This is a genomic window from Zobellia russellii, assembly GCF_018728565.1.
In the GTDB taxonomy this organism is placed as follows: Bacteria; Bacteroidota; Bacteroidia; order Flavobacteriales; family Flavobacteriaceae; genus Zobellia; species Zobellia russellii.
Genome location: NZ_JACSOI010000004.1, coordinates 359,696 through 377,023, shown reverse-complemented (window position 1 = coordinate 377,023; position 17,328 = coordinate 359,696). Strand labels below are relative to the sequence as shown.

General features: G+C 37.3%; 13 protein-coding genes. 4 read left to right on the top strand and 9 right to left on the bottom strand.

The features are described 5' to 3' along the window. Positions 1-50: 50 nt before the first annotated feature. The 4 genes from H9565_RS12100 (at position 51) to H9565_RS12085 (ending at position 6,041) form a co-directional block, all read left to right on the top strand. A complete protein-coding gene (locus H9565_RS12100) occupies positions 51-1,481 on the top strand; it encodes an MBOAT family O-acyltransferase (protein ID WP_246560577.1) in 1,431 nt (476 codons plus the stop codon). A gap of 5 nt (positions 1,482-1,486) precedes the next feature. Beyond that, positions 1,487-2,479 (top strand): hypothetical protein, encoded by a 993-nt coding sequence (locus H9565_RS12095; protein ID WP_215439964.1) that lies wholly within the window; start codon positions 1,487-1,489, stop codon positions 2,477-2,479. Between the two features lie 19 nt (positions 2,480-2,498). Further along, entirely contained in the window at positions 2,499-3,680 is a 1,182-nt protein-coding gene (locus tag H9565_RS12090) for a GNAT family N-acetyltransferase (protein WP_215439962.1), read from the top strand. A 309-nt stretch (positions 3,681-3,989) separates the two neighbouring features. Beyond that, a complete protein-coding gene (locus H9565_RS12085) occupies positions 3,990-6,041 on the top strand; it encodes an HAD family hydrolase (RefSeq protein ID WP_215439960.1) in 2,052 nt (683 codons plus the stop codon). 3 nt (positions 6,042-6,044) lie between these two features. Here the strand turns inward: H9565_RS12085 and H9565_RS12080 are convergent, their stop codons facing one another. The 9 genes from H9565_RS12080 to H9565_RS12040 form a co-directional block, all read right to left on the bottom strand. Continuing rightward, positions 6,045-7,226: an OmpA family protein gene (locus tag H9565_RS12080; RefSeq protein WP_215439958.1), complete on the bottom strand. Its 1,182-nt coding sequence runs from the start codon at positions 7,224-7,226 to the stop codon at positions 6,045-6,047. Positions 7,227-7,354: 128 nt separating this feature from the next. Then, positions 7,355-7,810, bottom strand: coding sequence for a hypothetical protein (locus H9565_RS12075; RefSeq protein WP_215439956.1), 456 nt, complete (start codon positions 7,808-7,810; stop codon positions 7,355-7,357). 1 nt (position 7,811) lies between these two features. Next, positions 7,812-8,957: an N-acetyl-alpha-D-glucosaminyl L-malate synthase BshA gene (gene bshA, locus H9565_RS12070; protein ID WP_215439954.1), complete on the bottom strand. Its 1,146-nt coding sequence runs from the start codon at positions 8,955-8,957 to the stop codon at positions 7,812-7,814. A gap of 144 nt (positions 8,958-9,101) precedes the next feature. Then, the gene (locus H9565_RS12065; protein ID WP_215439952.1) at positions 9,102-12,014 is read right to left on the bottom strand and encodes a glycoside hydrolase family 3 N-terminal domain-containing protein; all 2,913 of its coding nucleotides are present in this window, start codon (positions 12,012-12,014) and stop codon (positions 9,102-9,104) included. Between the two features lie 104 nt (positions 12,015-12,118). Next, positions 12,119-12,601, bottom strand: a complete 483-nt coding sequence (locus tag H9565_RS12060) for an ABC transporter ATPase (RefSeq protein WP_215439951.1) — start codon at positions 12,599-12,601, stop codon at positions 12,119-12,121. A gap of 36 nt (positions 12,602-12,637) precedes the next feature. Continuing rightward, positions 12,638-13,429, bottom strand: coding sequence for a (Fe-S)-binding protein (locus H9565_RS12055; protein ID WP_215439949.1), 792 nt, complete (start codon positions 13,427-13,429; stop codon positions 12,638-12,640). Between the two features lie 50 nt (positions 13,430-13,479). Beyond that, positions 13,480-14,808: a (Fe-S)-binding protein gene (locus H9565_RS12050; protein WP_215439948.1), complete on the bottom strand. Its 1,329-nt coding sequence runs from the start codon at positions 14,806-14,808 to the stop codon at positions 13,480-13,482. Then, positions 14,809-15,780, bottom strand: coding sequence for an MlaD family protein (locus H9565_RS12045; protein ID WP_215439946.1), 972 nt, complete (start codon positions 15,778-15,780; stop codon positions 14,809-14,811). 100 nt (positions 15,781-15,880) lie between these two features. After that, positions 15,881-17,236, bottom strand: a complete 1,356-nt coding sequence (locus H9565_RS12040; RefSeq protein ID WP_246560575.1) for an N-acetylmuramoyl-L-alanine amidase family protein — start codon at positions 17,234-17,236, stop codon at positions 15,881-15,883. Between the last annotated feature and the right edge of the window lie 92 nt (positions 17,237-17,328).

Genomic DNA, 17,328 nt, shown 5'->3' with positions numbered 1-17,328 from the left:
ATTAACTCAATAAACATTAAATAACAGTGCTGTTTAATTCGCTTGATTTTTTGATTTTTCTTCCAGTGGTCTTTGTACTGTACTGGTTCGTGTTCAAAAAGAGCCTGAAAATTCAAAATTTATTGGTAATTGTAGCCAGTTATGTCTTTTATGGCTGGTGGGATTGGCGCTTTCTCATTTTAATATTTCTTAGCACCGTTCTAGATTTTTTCGTTGGTCAACAAATTTTCAAATATCAGGACAACAAGCAAAAAGCCAAATATTGGTTATGGGTAAGTGTAGCTTTTAACCTAGGACTATTAGGCTTTTTTAAGTATTTCAACTTCTTTGTTGACTCCTTTATAGAGTCTGTAAATGCACTAGGCTATAATATTAAAAGTGTTTGGACACTCCGTATTATCCTACCTGTAGGGATATCTTTTTACACTTTCCAAACCATGTCCTACTCGTTTGACATTTACTATAAAAAACTGAAGCCTACTACCAATTTCGTTTCTTTTGCCGCCTTTGTAGCTTTCTTTCCTCAACTTGTGGCAGGACCAATTGAAAGGGCGTCAAATTTATTGAACCAAATTAATACACGCCGGGTTTTTAACTACGAACAAGCTACTAGTGGGCTTAAATTAATTCTATGGGGGTTCTTTAAAAAGCTAGTCATAGCCGATTCTCTCGCTCCTATAGTAGACGACATTTTTACCAATTACCCAGATTACCCGGCCTCTACCCTTATCCTTGGGGTATCGCTTTTTAGTTTTCAGGTATATGGTGATTTTAGTGGTTATACAGATATTGCTATTGGCACCGCAAAACTTTTTGGTGTAGAACTAATGTCTAACTTCAAGTTTCCAAACTTCTCTAGGAACATTGCGGAATACTGGCAAAGATGGCACATTTCATTAAGTACATGGTTCAGGCATTACCTGTACATTCCCATGGGAGGTTCACGGGTAAGCAAACTAAAATCATTACGGAACATTGCGGTTATTTTCCTGGTAAGTGGCCTTTGGCATGGTGCAAATTGGACATTTGTTTTTTGGGGCGGTATTCATGCTCTACTCTACATTCCCGTATTTTTAATGGGAAGAAATCGGGTGTACGCAGATAATGTTATTGCAGAACGTACCTGGTTACCTAGTATTACGGAAATAGGCCAAGTACTTTTAACTTTCTTTCTGGTTACTTTTTCCAGAATATTTTTTAGGTCCCCTTCCCTATCCTCCTCTTTTGATTTCATAAAGCAGATAGGCAATAACTTTCGCTACGAACCCTATATGCACCCTATGGGCTATAGAATGCTGGACTTTTATGTATTGATTGCCCTTTTCACTATTTATGAATATCTGATAAGAAAGGATGAGAGGTCCCCATTTAAATTCAGTTCGCCTGTCGTCCGGTTCTTATTGTATACCCTGGTAGTTTTGAGTATATTATTATTCTATGATGATGGTGTAAACCGTTCGTTTATCTATTTTCAATTTTAGTTGGGATGAAAAAATTTGTTCTAAAAACTATAGTATATATTCTATTGATTATTCTTGTATTGGAAGTAATTGTTAGGGTATTCCATTTATATACTGAAGACCCTCCTCGTTTTATAGATGAATACGGCGTTGAAAAGCGAGTACCTGACCATGACGGGTATGCTGTTACTGGAAATAGAAATCAAAATTTCTCGAAATTCCACATTAATAAAGCCGGTTTTAATTCCTTTAGGGAATTTACACCATCTACGGATACATATGAAATGGCACTAATTGGAGACTCCTTTATTGAGGGTTTTCATCAAGATTTTACCAACTCCATAGGTAAACAAATAGAAAACCAGACTAATGGCGTACAAGTTTATGAGTATGGATATGCGGGTTATGATTTTGCCAATCAAATGCATCTTGTGTATGCCTATCAAGATGATTTTAAACTTATAGACCAAATTGTTCTATACTTGAATTACGATAACGATTTGGGCCGCGCAGAATATGAGCCAAACAAAGACCGAATAAAAATGTTGTCCTCTACATTGTTTAAAATAAGGGACAACATTAAGCTATTGGCCTACGGAAGCAAAATTGGGATTGTAGAACCGCTAAAAAAACTCGCACAACGCGGTGTAGCTTTTAATGAAACCGATAAAGGGTATCAAACCAACGAGCTAAAAGACAGTGAAGAAGCAAAATTAAAAGAAGATCAAGAACGGATTGCCAATTTCAAAAATCTTATAAAACTATATGGTTTTGACAAGGGTAAAACCAGCTTACTTTTGGACAGCAGAAAAACCAGTGAGCGTTTTTTAGCTTTTTGTCGTGATAATGACATACGTTATATTGATTTCTCTATTAGTTTTGAAAGCTCAAAGAAACCCACTACTCTTATCTATGACCATCACTGGAACTCACATGGGAGAGCCTTAATTGCAAAAGAGTTAGCTAACTATCTGAAGAAAGCTAAATCATCCAAGCCTTTACCAAATACGGCTGAGTAAGCACCCGCTAATCACACATATGAATTCATTAAACTTTTTCTTTAGCGCATACACAAAAGAGTCTTTGCCCTCTTATTACAAAAGCTTACTGAACTGCTATACACAAGAACTAGTCTTTACCAATTCTAAAGAAGAAAAATTTCAACTACCAGCTTCATCTTTTGTTGTGGAGGATATTCCTACTTATTTTACGGTAAAAAAAGATGTACTTCCTAAAGAAATAGGGTGTTTAAGTATAAAGCAGTATCCCGGTTTTCTTATCAATTTTAAAAACGTAAAATCGCTCCCGAACTACCTTAATGAGAGGTTCGGAAAAACCAGTCGTTATAAACTACGTCGGGAACAAAAGAAACTGGAACAGTGTTTTGACATTAGGTATCAAATGTATTTTGGTGCTATTGAAAAACCGGAATACGATTTTTTAATGGACGAGTTTTACCGCCTATTAGAGCTACGTTCATTAGAAAAAGGAATCAAAGACAATATTAACCTAGCTACACAAGACTTTTATAGAGCACATGTTTACCAAATGATTTTAGACAAAAAGGCTTCGTTCTATGTTATCTATAACGGAAAAATGCCAATTGATATTTGTCTTAACTTTCACATGAAAGACGTAATCTTTCAATATATAAGAACCTATGACATTGATTATTCAAAATTTAATACAGGGTATACGGACTTAATGAAACAAATAGAATGGTGTATTTCTAACAAAATAAAACTTATAACTTTTTCTAAAGGCGATTTTTATTGGAAAAGACGTTGGTGCAATACTGTTTACGATTACCAATATGAAATTTTCTTTTTAAAAAAATCATTGATAGGAAGATTAAAAGCTTCATCATACTATTTATTGAAAGCCCTGAAGCAATATGTACGCGAAAAAGGATTGATCGAAAAATACCACGATTACCAATCCAAAAGAAAAAACTCTCAGGAATTAAATAGTGAATTGCCTAAAATTAAACACACCAATATACCTTTTCATACGGAAATCAAGAATATTGAATCCATAAATTTTAAGAGCAGCGAATTCGATTTTTTAAGAAGGAATATTTACGATTTTCTTTATGAGAGCGACGAAAAAGAGTCGGAAATTAACGTTTACTCAATTTTAGACCAATCTGATTCTTACTTGGTTATAGGAAAAAACAGCAAAACGGTGCTCTCCAATACTGCATTTTCATCATCTTTTTAAAACAAATTAGAGAAAAAACCGGCTTTTTAAAACCGGTTCTGCCGTTCATCGAATATTTTCTTAATATTTTCTTAAAAAACGTCCAGACACTACACTTCGTCGTATATATTCGCAGTTAAACCCCGTAAACGAGAACATCGTGGCTGAATTAAATAAAAGTTCCCAAAAGTCGACCCTAAAAGTTTGGTTCGCAGAATTGAAAGAAGATATTATTCTTTCTATTTATCATAGATCCCCAATAATTTTTCTTCTATTTATCCGTTAGATCTGTCAATTAGAAGTTAATTAAATTATTTTAACTGATCCCCCTTGATAGACCTGAAGCGTAGAATTTCGCGGTTTCCAAATCGGGAAGTTCTTTTTACAGACTTCTTTGATACACTAGTTCATCGTACTGTACACCCCAACTATGCTTTACGCTTATGGGGCAAATTTATGGTCCGGGAGCTTGGTATGAAACTTTCTTCCGAAAAACTCTTTACAATACGTAACGAATCATTATTGTACCTCGGGAAAAAGCAACACCGGTCTACACTGGAGATAAAATACAAAGAGGTTATTGAAGAAGTCTACAGAAGACTTATCAATTCAGAGAATCTACATGATGTTCCATTCGCTAGATTCAAAAACCTATTTGAAAACGCAGATTATATTGCGGAAATATCCGTTCAGTTTAAAAATGACGAGCTTATTGAAATTCTTTCGTATTATAAACAGAAAGGATATAAAATATATTTACTATCAGACTTTTACCTTTCCAAAAGGGTAATTTTAAGAATACTAGAGCATCATAAAATTGCAGACCTCTTTGATGCTGTATTTATATCAAGTACCGTAGGACTTAGTAAAGAAAAAGGTGGATTATACCCATATGTACTTGATAAGACCAATACAGAAGCTAAATCTGTATTGATGATTGGAGACAATAAAAAAAGTGATGATATAAACGCCTCCAAATATGCTATTGACTCCTTACATTTAAAACATTTTTCGCATAAATTCAGGAACAAACGTAATCTTTTAGGATCTGATAAAAATGATTTTAGAAAGGCCTGTAACCTTATTAAATCAAGATGTTTAAATAGTGAACATAAATTTAGTGAATATATAATCCATTTCTATTTCTTTACGGAAAGACTCTATATCAATGCCAGAAGAAATGGGATCAAAGAACTATTTTTCCTCGCCAGAGAAGGTCATTTTCTAAAACAATTGTTTGATTGTTATCAAGAAATGAACTTGTTTAAATGTGAAGAAAAGATAAACACACATTATCTAAAGGCTTCAAGACAATCCGCCACCCAATTGGCCTTGCGACCTTTGGAAAACGAAGATTTTGAAGAGCTATTAAGGAAGTTTGGAGATATGTCCTTACAGCATTTTCTTGATTGGTTTCCTTTTTCGGACACTACCAAGAACAACATTACCAAAGACATACCCGCCTCTAAGGACGAGACCATAACGGACTTCTTTAAATCGCCCACTATGGCACTTCTTAGAGAAAACGAAGCTTTTCAAATTGCCTACGAGAAAAATAGAAATTTACAAAAAACTGCATTTTTAACGTATCTAAAATCTTTTGGAGCCAATTATGAAAAAGATGGCCTTGCCCTAGTTGATGTTGGTTGGGGAGGAACCATGCAAGAGAGTATTTACAAGTTCCTAAATAAGAAAACACCGGTAACCGGGTACTACTTAGGTTTAAAAGAAATATATAATATAGAAAAGGACACCAAAAGATTTGGTTTGAATTTCTCCATATATCCTAGCCAAGATTTCTATGATGATATCCTAATGGCAAACGGACAACTTTACGAACAATTGTTAGCTGCACCACATGGCAGTACATTAGCCTATAAGTTTGCAGAAGAAGGAGAGTCCCCAACCGTTGAATACCATGAACCCAATGAGAAAATGGTTTTCGATAAATTTATTTCTCCTATTCAAGATTACATGTACACAGAATTTAAAAATCTTTTTACAGAACTTCGTCCTATAGATTACTCAGAGCAAGTAACCCAGGAGTATATAACGGATATGGCTTTACGAACTGGTATATTCACCAACAGAAAGAAGCTTAATTTCATAAAACAAATTACTAAGGGGTTCTACCAAAACGTAGGAGAAAATAAAGTTGGTCTAGAATACGACCCCAACCAAATAACTATTTCCAAAATAGGTCTTATCAAAACCTTTATAAAATCACCTGAAAAGGTTTTTAGATACTTGGTAAAGATAAAACCCTTCTTGTACTACAAAGGCTTCTATTGGCTTTCTTGGCCGGTAAATTTATCCTACTACTATATTAAGTTCAACTTTTGGGCCAAGAGAAAATGGCTTAAGAAAGGCTTAATCTCTTAGTAATTAAAATTTAGAAATTATAAATTCTGAACGTCTGTTTATTTGGTGCTTTTCTTCACTACAGTACGTAGTATCATCACATTCGTTCAACAAATTGCTTTCACCATAAGCTTCGGCAGAAAGTCTACTAGCTTCAACGCCCTTCTTCAAAAGGTAGGCTTTGGTTCTATCTACCCTTCTTTGGGATAACCAGTCATTATATTTTGATGCACCTCTAGAATCCGTATGGGAAGTAATTTCCAATTCCAATTTCGGATGTTTTTCCAGAATAGCCGTTAACCCATCCAATACTTTTTTCGATTTTGCATTTAAGTAGGATGAATTCAAGTCAAAGTAAGCAAAACCTAAATCATCAATTTCTGCTTTTATTTTTGCTTTACGTTGGTTCTCTGCCTCCAATTTGGCTTTTTCTGCAGCAGCCAAACGTGCCTCTTCTTTTTCTTTCGCCAGGCGAGCGGCTATAGCAGCCTGTTCTCTTTCCCGTTGCTCAACGGCAGCAAGAGAATCTTTTTCTTTTTGAAGCTTTTGGGCCAACTCTTCCATTAGGGCCAATTTCTCTTCTCCTTTTTTGGATAACCCCTTTTCTATTCCAAATTGATACACTACTCCCGCGGCATGTTGCAAATGATTGGTGGCCTGATCATTATTGGCCGACCACTTTCCTGATGAACTAAAATCAAGTCCAATTCTATCGGAAAACCAAGTTCTAAAGCCTACAACCGCATTATAAGTTCCCCTTGGCTGATTGTTCGCATCTGTATAGCCAGCACCAACACCCAAGTAGGGGTCAAACCAGCCCGTTTGTCCTATAATTTTATTAAGATCATAAGTTAATCTTGCATCCAGCCCATAGTAGTGAGATTCTTCAAGGTTTGTTTCTCCATCAATAAACTTACCTATCTTATATTTATTATAGCTACCAATAGCCTCTACTCCTATTCCACTTTTAAAATATCTGCCTATGCTTACCCTAGATGGATAAGAAAGTACGTTCCACTGCTCGCCAAATGAAAAGAGCTCGTCAAAAACATCACCAGAATCATCCACAATGTTGTAGCCAATGCCAAACATCCATGAGCTTTTTACAATACTATCTTTTTTGGTGAGTTGAAGTTCTTCTTGTGCCTGTAGCAAATTGACCGAAGCGCATAGCATAGCCACTATATAATACGTATAGGTTTTCATAGCAATTAGATTTGGGTGTTCTAACTACAAAGTAATGACTATCAAACCAATAAGACTACAATACACTTTGAACGGTAACAAAATTCGATGGTCTGCTGTAATTATAATATTCTTAACAGCCCTTAACGTTATTGTTGTAAGAGGATATTTTTCTGTGTAAGTGGTAATTTGTACACGGAGAACGGTGTGATTATAGAAGTTGATGTTTTATCGTTACCGGTAATGTTTTCAACTTTTAAAACAAGCTGGCCTTCGGTCTCATTTTCAACGAACAACCTAGGTTGAAAGGAGTTTTCCCTCTTTCCCGCACAATAAATAACCAAAACCTCCTTTGAAAAATCTACTTGAGGGACCGGTAACCCTGGTTTCCTTGTTCTGTTAACCGTTGAATAAAACTTCTGCAAAGTTTTCATATCTGTAACCACCAAGAATTCTTCTTGGTCCGTACCGCTATAATTATCACTTTCTATAAGTTGCAATCGGGCTTGGGTTAAGGTTTGTAATTCTCTATCATTCTCCGCCCTCTTCTCCTGTACTTTACAGGTTGAAAACAAGACTAAAAAAATTAAGAGAACGGATTTCATACTAACTATACGATTTATCAAATCTTGCCTTATATGCCTTTTCATAAAGGGCTTCGTACAAAGGTAGAACCTTCATTATATCAAAACGCTCAGCAGAAATAACGGCATTTTTCTTGAATGTTTCCAAAGTTGCATCGTCCTTTAAAATACTTACGGCATTCTTAGCCATATCCACAACATCGCCAACATCACTTAAGAAACCGGTAATTCCATGTTCATTAACCTCTGGTATACCACCAGCATTACTGGAAATAACAGGTACTTTATTTATCATGGCTTCCAGAGCGGCCAATCCAAAACTCTCCGACTCGGATGGTAATAAAAATAAATCTGAAAAACACAGTATCCGGTCTATCTCATTACTATTTCCTAAAAATATCACCCTATCGGAAATTCCTTTTTCCTCACATAACCTTTCCGCATTTTCTTTTTCAGGACCTTCTCCCACCATTACCAATTTGGCCGGAATTTCTTTCTGTACCCGGTCAAAAATCTCAATTACATCAGGAATACATTTTACCTTTCTAAAGTTGCTGATGTGGGTAATAATCCGCTCATCATCCTCTGCCATTAAAGAACGCTGACAGTCTGTAAAAGATGTGCTGTAATTTGATTTATCTATAAAATTGGGTACAACCTCTATTTCCTTTTTTATATCAAAAATTTCCATGGTGTTTTGTTTCAGGTTTTCTGAAACCGAAGTAACAACATCCGATTGATTGATGCTAAAGGTAACCGCTGGTTTATAGAACGGATGCTTACCAACCAAAGTAATATCCGTACCATGCAGTGTGGTAATCATAGGCACGTATACGCCTTCTTCCTCCAACATCTTTTTTGCCATGTAACCCGCATACGCATGTGGTATTGCATAGTGCACATGAAGAAGGTCTATCTTATGAAGCTTTATAGTATCTACCAATTTACTTGATAAGGCCAGTTCATAAGGCTGATATTTAAATAGAGGATATTCTGGCACATGAACCTCATGAAAATAAATCTTGTTGCCCAAAAGCCCCAAACGAACCGGTTGCTTATAGGTTACAAAATGAACTTCATGACCTCTATTGGCCAAAGCTATACCCAGTTCTGTGGCTACTACACCGCTGCCCCCAAAAGTAGGGTAACAAACTATTGCTATTTTCATTAGTCAAATTTAGCTAAATCTATAAAGTATGTCGGTATAAGTTGTTCTAAATTTCAAACCTGCCTCTAGATTACACACGAAACGCGCTGTTTATCAATTGAGAAATTGATTAACAGTGAAGTACTACATGAAAAAAAGATTGATTTAATTTAGAATGGCATCATAGATAACCTGTTGAATCCTGGTTCTTAACCCTGATTTTATCAAAAGTGTATTGGATGAAGACGGGTATGTTCTATTGGATAAGAACACATAAACAATCTCTTCCTCAGGATCGGCCCAAGTGTACGTACCCGTAAAACCGCTATGTCCAAAACTTTTCCTTGAAACGCATCCACAAGTAGGTCCGCTATCTTTTAGTTGGGGTTTATCAAAACCTACACCCCGTCTCACATTTTCATCACAGAAATAACAGGTATTGAATTTTTTCACGGTACGGGCGTCCAAGAACCTGGTTCCCCCATACATACCGTTCTGCAAGTACATTTGCATAATCTTAGCTACATCTTCCGCATTGCTAAAAAGGCCTGCATGGCCTCCTACACCACCTTGCATGGCAGCGCCCATATCATGAACATAGCCCTGAACGGTTTCATAGCGGTAATACTTATCTTCTTCAGATGGCACAATCCTATTTTTTGGAAATTTCTCAAGTGGATTATATGCCGTACTTGTCGCACCTATAGGTTGATACAGAAACTTATCTACTTGCTCATCTAACCTTTTCCCGCCTACTTTTTCCACGTATTTTTTCATGACGTAATATCCTACATCACTATATCGGTACCGATTGGATTTTAAATCTTGACGCCCGATCCTATTATAAATTGAATCGTTATAAGCATCGGTCAAATACAACTTGTCCGTTACCTTATACGAAAAACCATTTGTTGGTTCCGTTCTATAGAACTCCTTTGAGGGCTTTCGGTTTTTATCAAGCGTATCTACATAGAAGGCAATCCATGCCGGAAGGCGCCCGTAATGGGACAAAGCTTTTAATACGGTAACATTTTTTAATTCCGTATCTGCGTACTCCGGGATTAAATCTTGAAATGTACTATTAAGTTTAATATCTCCCTCTTCTTCCATTTTCATAATCATAGGAAGTGTTCCTAAAATTTTAGTGATGGATGCCAAGTCAAAAATACTCTGAGTGGTAATACTATCCTTGGAATCATAGGTAGGCTTTCCAAAACCTTTATTGTAAACAACCTTCCCTTTGCGGGCAATCAAGACCTGAGCCCCGGGAAACATTAACGAATCAATTCCATGCCCTACCAAAGTATCTACTTGGGCCAGTTTAGCGGCATCAAAACCTACTCTTTCCGGGTAACTATATCCTAACCGTAACAGAGACTTTAACTTCACCTGAGTATTAACAGGAAAATCTTGGTTTGCTGTAACAGGAAGCTTTCCATCCGTAGGAATAGCACCAAAAATCGCTTGAGCGGCCTTACGCTGTGCCAATTCACTATTTTGATATGCTACCAACACCGCGTCTATACTTTTAAAAGAAGGTACATCTAAGAGTGCATAGGGCTTAGCAAATACAGATAGAATGAGGTTGGAAGTCCTTTCTTCGGCTATCTCCTTCAACCATTGCAGTTCTTTTTTTGAAAATTTATAGGCTTTCCAAGGACTTTCATTGCTCTTATGATGACCAATAATCACCAAGTTGTAATCTTTAAGTTTGTTCTTTAGCGTACCAATATCGCTCGCATTTACCTGAGTAACCTTAGCATACTTGTTCAGTTCTTCAACAAATGGGTCGCTATCCGCATCGCCAAACTTTACATAAGCAATCTTTTTATTCTCCAGTTGCTTTATGCCCATTAGGTAAAAGTTGTTCTTTACAACAGTAAGTGCCTTTTCAATAGCCTCTTCATAGACCAAATCATCCGTTCTAGAATTTAAATCCTCATATAAATTCTCTAATTGAATGGGTTCGTAGTTGTTGAGTCCCACTTTGTATTTGGCCATTAGAATTTTCTTTACCGAACTAGCCAATCTTTCTTCGGAAATTTTCCCTTTATTATATGCTTTTGTTAGTTTTTCTTTGGCTTTTGCCACCTCTGTAGGCATTAATAGAATGTCATTCCCCGCCATAAACGCAGCTACTTCAGCATCACCGTCCTTACCGTGGTTGGTTACGCCTTTCATGTTAAGGGCATCGGTAAAAACCAGACCTTCAAAGCACATTTCTTCTTTGAGCAAACCAGAAATAATTTGTTCCGACAGTGAAGAAGGAAGCTCTTTTTTCAATTCCAAGGCCGGAACTTCTAAATGTGCCACCATTACGCTACTTAGACCCTCATCTATCAATCTTCTAAACGGATATAGTTCTACACTATCCAAACGTTCTCTTGTAAAATTGATGATAGGAAGAGCTTTATGTGAATCCGTAGCCGTATCTCCATGCCCCGGAAAGTGCTTTCCACTAGAAAGTACTCCTGCACTTTCCATACCTTTCATAAAGGCAATACCTTTTTCGGCTACATTTTCTCGATCTTCACCAAAAGAACGGTTACCTATTATTGGGTTTTGTGGATTTGTATTGATATCTACATCAGGAGCAAAATTAATATGGACACCTAAGCGCTTGGCATGTTGCCCTATTCGCTCACCTACCTTATAAACAATGGTGTTATCCGTAATAGCCCCTAAGGTCATGTTCCAAGGAAAAGCATAGGTAGAATCCAACCGCATGGCCAAACCCCATTCCGCATCCATACCCACCATAAGGGGTACCTTTGCTACAGATTGAAATTCATTGGTAAGTTTTGCCTGTCTAATTGGACCTCCGGTGGAAAATATAACCCCTCCTATTTGCTGTTCCTTAATGAGGCTTTTTATCTTGTCCGTACTAGATTTTGCTTGGTCCGAAGCTACCATAACCATAAAAAGTTGCCCCAGCTTTTGATCCAAGGTCATTTCATTGTAGCGCGCATCTACCCAATTGCTCTGCGCCAAACTATCTTTGGTTACCAAAGGATGTTGCTGGGCACTGACACTCAGAAATACGAAAAAAAGAAAGGAAAAAACAGGGAAAAACCGCATTATAAAATAGATCTATGGCAATAACTAAAAACTAAAAGGAATATTGCATTTCATCCGATATATATAATGAAATCAATACCTCAGAAAATAAAAAAATAGTATTATTACATAAAACGGGAATGCCAACTTTCCGATGCCGGCACCTCCCAATGTTCCTGATATTCCTCTTTGTTGGTAACTAGATTATTGAAAACAATGGTGTTTTTTGAGACCGCTTTTTGCTTTGCCATCTTTTTAAAATCCACAAGAGGCTTGTAGGCTATATGCTCTCCTTGCTTATAGGAAACATTCATCTTATCCAACAGCTCAACATTGTATTTTTTTTCTAAATGTTGAATAAAATGTACAGATGCATCAATAGAACAACCTGATGCCGCTGTAGCACTCTGATCTAAAGCCAATACTATAAATCTCCTATATTTAATTTCGTATCCGGCCTTTAGTTGACTGCCGTGAGCCGTCCACTCGGTAATGAACGCATCCAACTCTTTCTGAATTTCTTCTAGTTCTGTTTCGGTAAAGCTGCGGCTACCTTGATAAATCCAAATGCGTGAAGCATTGGGTAATGTATTAAATTCTACTAGCATTTTAGTGTTCTAAATTTGGGGTTCTTATTGGGGCATTTATAAGTCTTCGGCAGAAGCCATAAGCTCTGCTATATCCATTACTGCAATGGCTCCTTCTTTCTCTTTATTCTTTACACCATCCGTCATCATAGTATTGCAAAATGGGCACCCGGCGGCAATAATTTCCGGCTGAGTTTCCAATGCCTGTTCGGTTCGCTCTATATTAACGTCCTTATTGCCTTTTTCCGGCTCCTTGAACATTTGGGCACCACCGGCACCACAACATAGTCCTTTTTCCTTACAGCTTTTCATTTCTATAAGCTCTGCATCCAATTTACGGATCAAATCCCGGGGAGCTTCGTAAACATTGTTGGCCCTACCTAAATAGCACGGATCATGATAGGTTATACGTTTACCTTTAAATTTTCCGCCTTCCAAGGTAATTCTTCCATCTTCAAAAAGCTTTTTCAAGAATTGCGTATGATGAACCACCTCGTAATGACCGCCCAAACCGGGGTATTCATTTTTAATGGTGTTAAAACAATGCGGACAGGCCGTAACTATTTTGTTAATCCCATAGGCATTCATCACCTCTATATTGGTGACTGCCTGCATTTGGAACAAAAATTCGTTCCCCGCTCTTTTTGCCGGGTCTCCGGTACAGCTTTCTTCGGTTCCCAAAACGGCAAAAGAAACATTTGCCTTATTCAACAACTGAACAAATGCTTTAGTTATCTTTTTTGCCCTATCGTCAAAACTACCAGCGCAGCCAACCCAAAACAAAACTTCTGGTTTTTGACCTGCAGCAAAAAGCTCTGCCATTGTTGGAACTTTTAATTCGTTCGCCATTCTATAAAATTCAAGTTCTATAAATTATTCTAGTGTCCTTAAAAGACTACCTATTCTTCTTTGGCCCAATTTAATCGGTCCATTTGGTTAAAAGGCCAAGGAGCGCCATTATTCTCTACGTTACCCATCATATTATTGAGGTCCGTAGGAGCGGCAGATTCCTCCATTACCAAGTATTGACGCATATCCATAATTATAGAAAGCGGATCAATGCTTACCGGGCAAGCTTGTACACATGCATTACAAGTAGTACACGCCCAAAGTTCTTCTCGGGTAATATAACCATCCAAAAGTTGCTTCCCGTCATCAACAAATTGGCCTTTATTGGCATCTATATTTTTGCCTACCTCTTCCAACCTGTCCCTGGTGTCCATCATTATCTTTCTAGGCGACAGCTTTTTTCCGGTCTGGTTGGCAGGACATTCATCCGTACAACGGCCACACTCGGTACACGTGTAAGAGTTTAACAGTTGCACCCAACTCAGATCCATAACATCCGAAGCCCCAAATTTAGCCGGTTCGGCAGACTCTTCTTCTGCCGGAGCGGCAAAAGGATCGGCAGACGGGTCCATCATTAATTTGACTTCTGCGGTTACCGCATCTAAATTTTTAAATTCCCCTTTAGGAGCCAACTTACCATAGTAGGTATTTGGAAAAGCCAAGAGAATATGCAAATGTTTGGAGTAATACAAATAATTTAAAAAGCATAGAATTCCAATAATATGCAACCACCAAGCAGTTCTTTCCAAAATAATTAAAGAACTCATTGACATTCCGTCAAAAAGTGGTGCTATAAACTGACTTACTGGAAACATGCCAGCATCTGTATAGTGTGCAGCACCCATCTGTTGCAATTGGTAATCAGCGCCGTTCATGGTCAAAAAAAGCACCATTAGCACAAATTCTATATAAAGAATAAGGTTACCATCTTTTTTAGGCCAACCAGTCATTTCCGGTTTTAAGAATCTTTTAATCCGGACAATATTTCTACGAATCCAGAAAACGGTTACAGCCACAATAACCAAAAAAGCCAATATTTCAAACGAACCTATTAAAATATCGTAAACTGTACCGAGTGGGGCAAAAAGACGATGTGTTCCTAAAAGACCGTCCAAAATAATTTCTACGACTTCAATATTTATGATAATGAAACCCACATAGACGATAATATGAAGGAAACCAGCAATAGGACGAACGACCATTTTGGTCTGCCCCAAGGCTATCATGGCCATATTTTTCCATCTCTGCCCTGTATTATCGGACACATCAACATCTTTACCCAGCTTAATATTTCTGGACAGACGTTTTACATTCCTAGCAAAGAAGCCAATACCGGCTACGAGTACGATTAAAAATAAAATATTGGGTAAGTATTCCATTTATTGTTCAGTTTGTTGAGGGTTGGCCGGGTCTTCTTCAGGAAGTTCATATTCCTTTTGCTTTTTACCAAAAACAGAAACATTTACATATCGTTTCGGGTTTAAACGAAAATCCTGTAACAACAAATCTAATTCCCTAGATGCATTGTTTAAATTATTGTACAGTTCTTCGTCCTTCATGAGCTTACCTAATGAACCATCTCCCTTTTCTATATTGGCCATCAGTTTATTTAAATTGCCCATAGTAGACTCAAGATTTGCCAATGTACGTCCTAACCCTGCGTTATTCAATGAATCGGACAGTTTAGCAAAATTGGATGTCAATGTTTCAAAATTATCCAAAGACTCATTCAATCTACTCTCATTACTGCTCAAAATTCTATTAAGCACTTCGGCACTTTTTTGAAAACTAGCTACGGTACTGTTCAATCCGCTTAAAGTTTCCCTTAAATCTCTTTTGGCCTTATCATCCAGAACTTCGTTTACGTTCATAAGCAAACTATCTGCATTGGTAACCGCGCCTTCTACTTTTTGTTGCAGAGGAGTAAGTTGTTTTTGGACCAATTGTGTAAGCCCCAATTGAATTCTACTTGGTAAAGTATCTCCCGTTTTTGCCATGGGAGCACCATCAAAAACAGGTTTTATCTGAATACCCTTACCTCCTATAATACCTGTGTCATAGAGTTCTGCGGTACTATTTTTAGAAAAATCGAAATCGCTCTTAATAAAAAGTTCCACCGATAAATCTCCGCTTTCATCTTTAAATTTCACACCGGTAACGTTTCCCACCACAAAACCATTTATGGTTACCGGAGTCCCTACTTGTAGGCCTCCAACTTCCTTATAAACAGCATTTAAAGTTTTACCATCTTCAAACAATGGCGACGATTTTAAGTAGCTAAAACCTAAGATGAACAACAGTATACCGCCTATAACGATAATTCCTGTTTTGATTTCCCTGGATAGTTTCAAAAGGATCGATTTTGGGTTAATAAGAGACTTTCATAAAGTTGAAGGTCTCTAACAAAATTAGAAATAAAATATGGAAGGTACTTATTTATTGCTGTGAAACCTACTTGAGGCTATCTTTAAAAGGTATACGCTTACCATCTCTATAGGCCACAATATATGATGTTTTATACCCTTTTAAATCGGCATTGGACTTCAACATTTTTGCTTCCTCTAGCGAACTTGTTTTACCATAAACATATCTAAACAGGTTTTTATAAGGCTCCTTTTCAACCCGGTTCAACCCATTAAAAGAGGAGGGTCGTAACGGAATATTTTTGGCGCTAGCCATAATTTGAACCTTATAGATAACATTAGATTTAGTTTTGGATGGTGTATCCGGTGTTTTCTGTTCTTTAGGCTCCTCTTTAACCGAAACCGCTTTTTCACCACTTTCTTTGGCCTCATCTATAATCTGAACCGCAATCTTTGTTTTTTCTTCTACTGCAACCTCGGTAGTCTTGGCCACAGACGGCTTATCTTCTATTTTCTTTGTTGCCACTTTTTTCTTAGCCGGACTTTCCTTTTTAGCTTTCTCTTCTTTTGCCGGTGCCTTAACAGCTTCCGGTTCTGGCACATCTGGAATGGTATTGGGTGTGAAATCCGCTATATTGGCCATCGCATTCTTTTTGTAGGTAAGAATAGCGTCTGCAATTGAAGTGGCCATTTCATTCTGACCTCTACTGGAATTGAGGTACGCACCTTCTTCTTTATTGGTCAAAAAACCAGTTTCTACCAATACACTTGGCATTACGGTCTGGTGTAAAACAATAAACCCGGCTTGTTTTACCTTTCTATCGGTACGTTTTAATTTATTGGAAAAATTATCTTGGATAGCTTTTGCCAAAGCAATGCTCTGATCCAAAAACTCTTCCTGCATAATGGTAAGACCTATAACAGATTCCGGAGAATTTATATCATAATCCGCATACTTGGCTTTATAATTGTCCTCTAGATAGATAACGGAATTCTCTTTCTTTGCTATCTCAAAATTCTGTTTATTGGCATGCAACCCCAAAACAAAGGTGCCGGCACCGTGTGCATTGGATGTATGAGAATCACAATGTACGGAAACAAAAAGGTCGGCATTTGCTTTGTTGGCTATTTGCCCTCGTTCATAAAGGTCTACAAATGTATCGTCATCTCGCGTGTAGATCACCTTTATATCCGGATTCTTCTCCAATTCCTTACCCGCTTTCAATACAATATTCAGTGCTATTTTCTTCTCCAAATAGCCGTTTCCAAGGTTGCCGGGATCATGACCACCATGACCTGCATCCAGCACCACAACGAACTTATCATTATCATTATCTTGGGCATTATTTTTGTGAAAAGAAGATAACAATAGTGTTAAAAAAACTATAGGAAATAAAAGAAACCGTCGTACGCGCATGTTCTCACTATGTTTATAAGCCTTCATTATGGTTAAATTTATGGTAACACCCTGTATGGGGAACGAAAAATATATGTAAGTTTGGACTCCGAAAATAAAGCCAAACGGTTACAAAAATA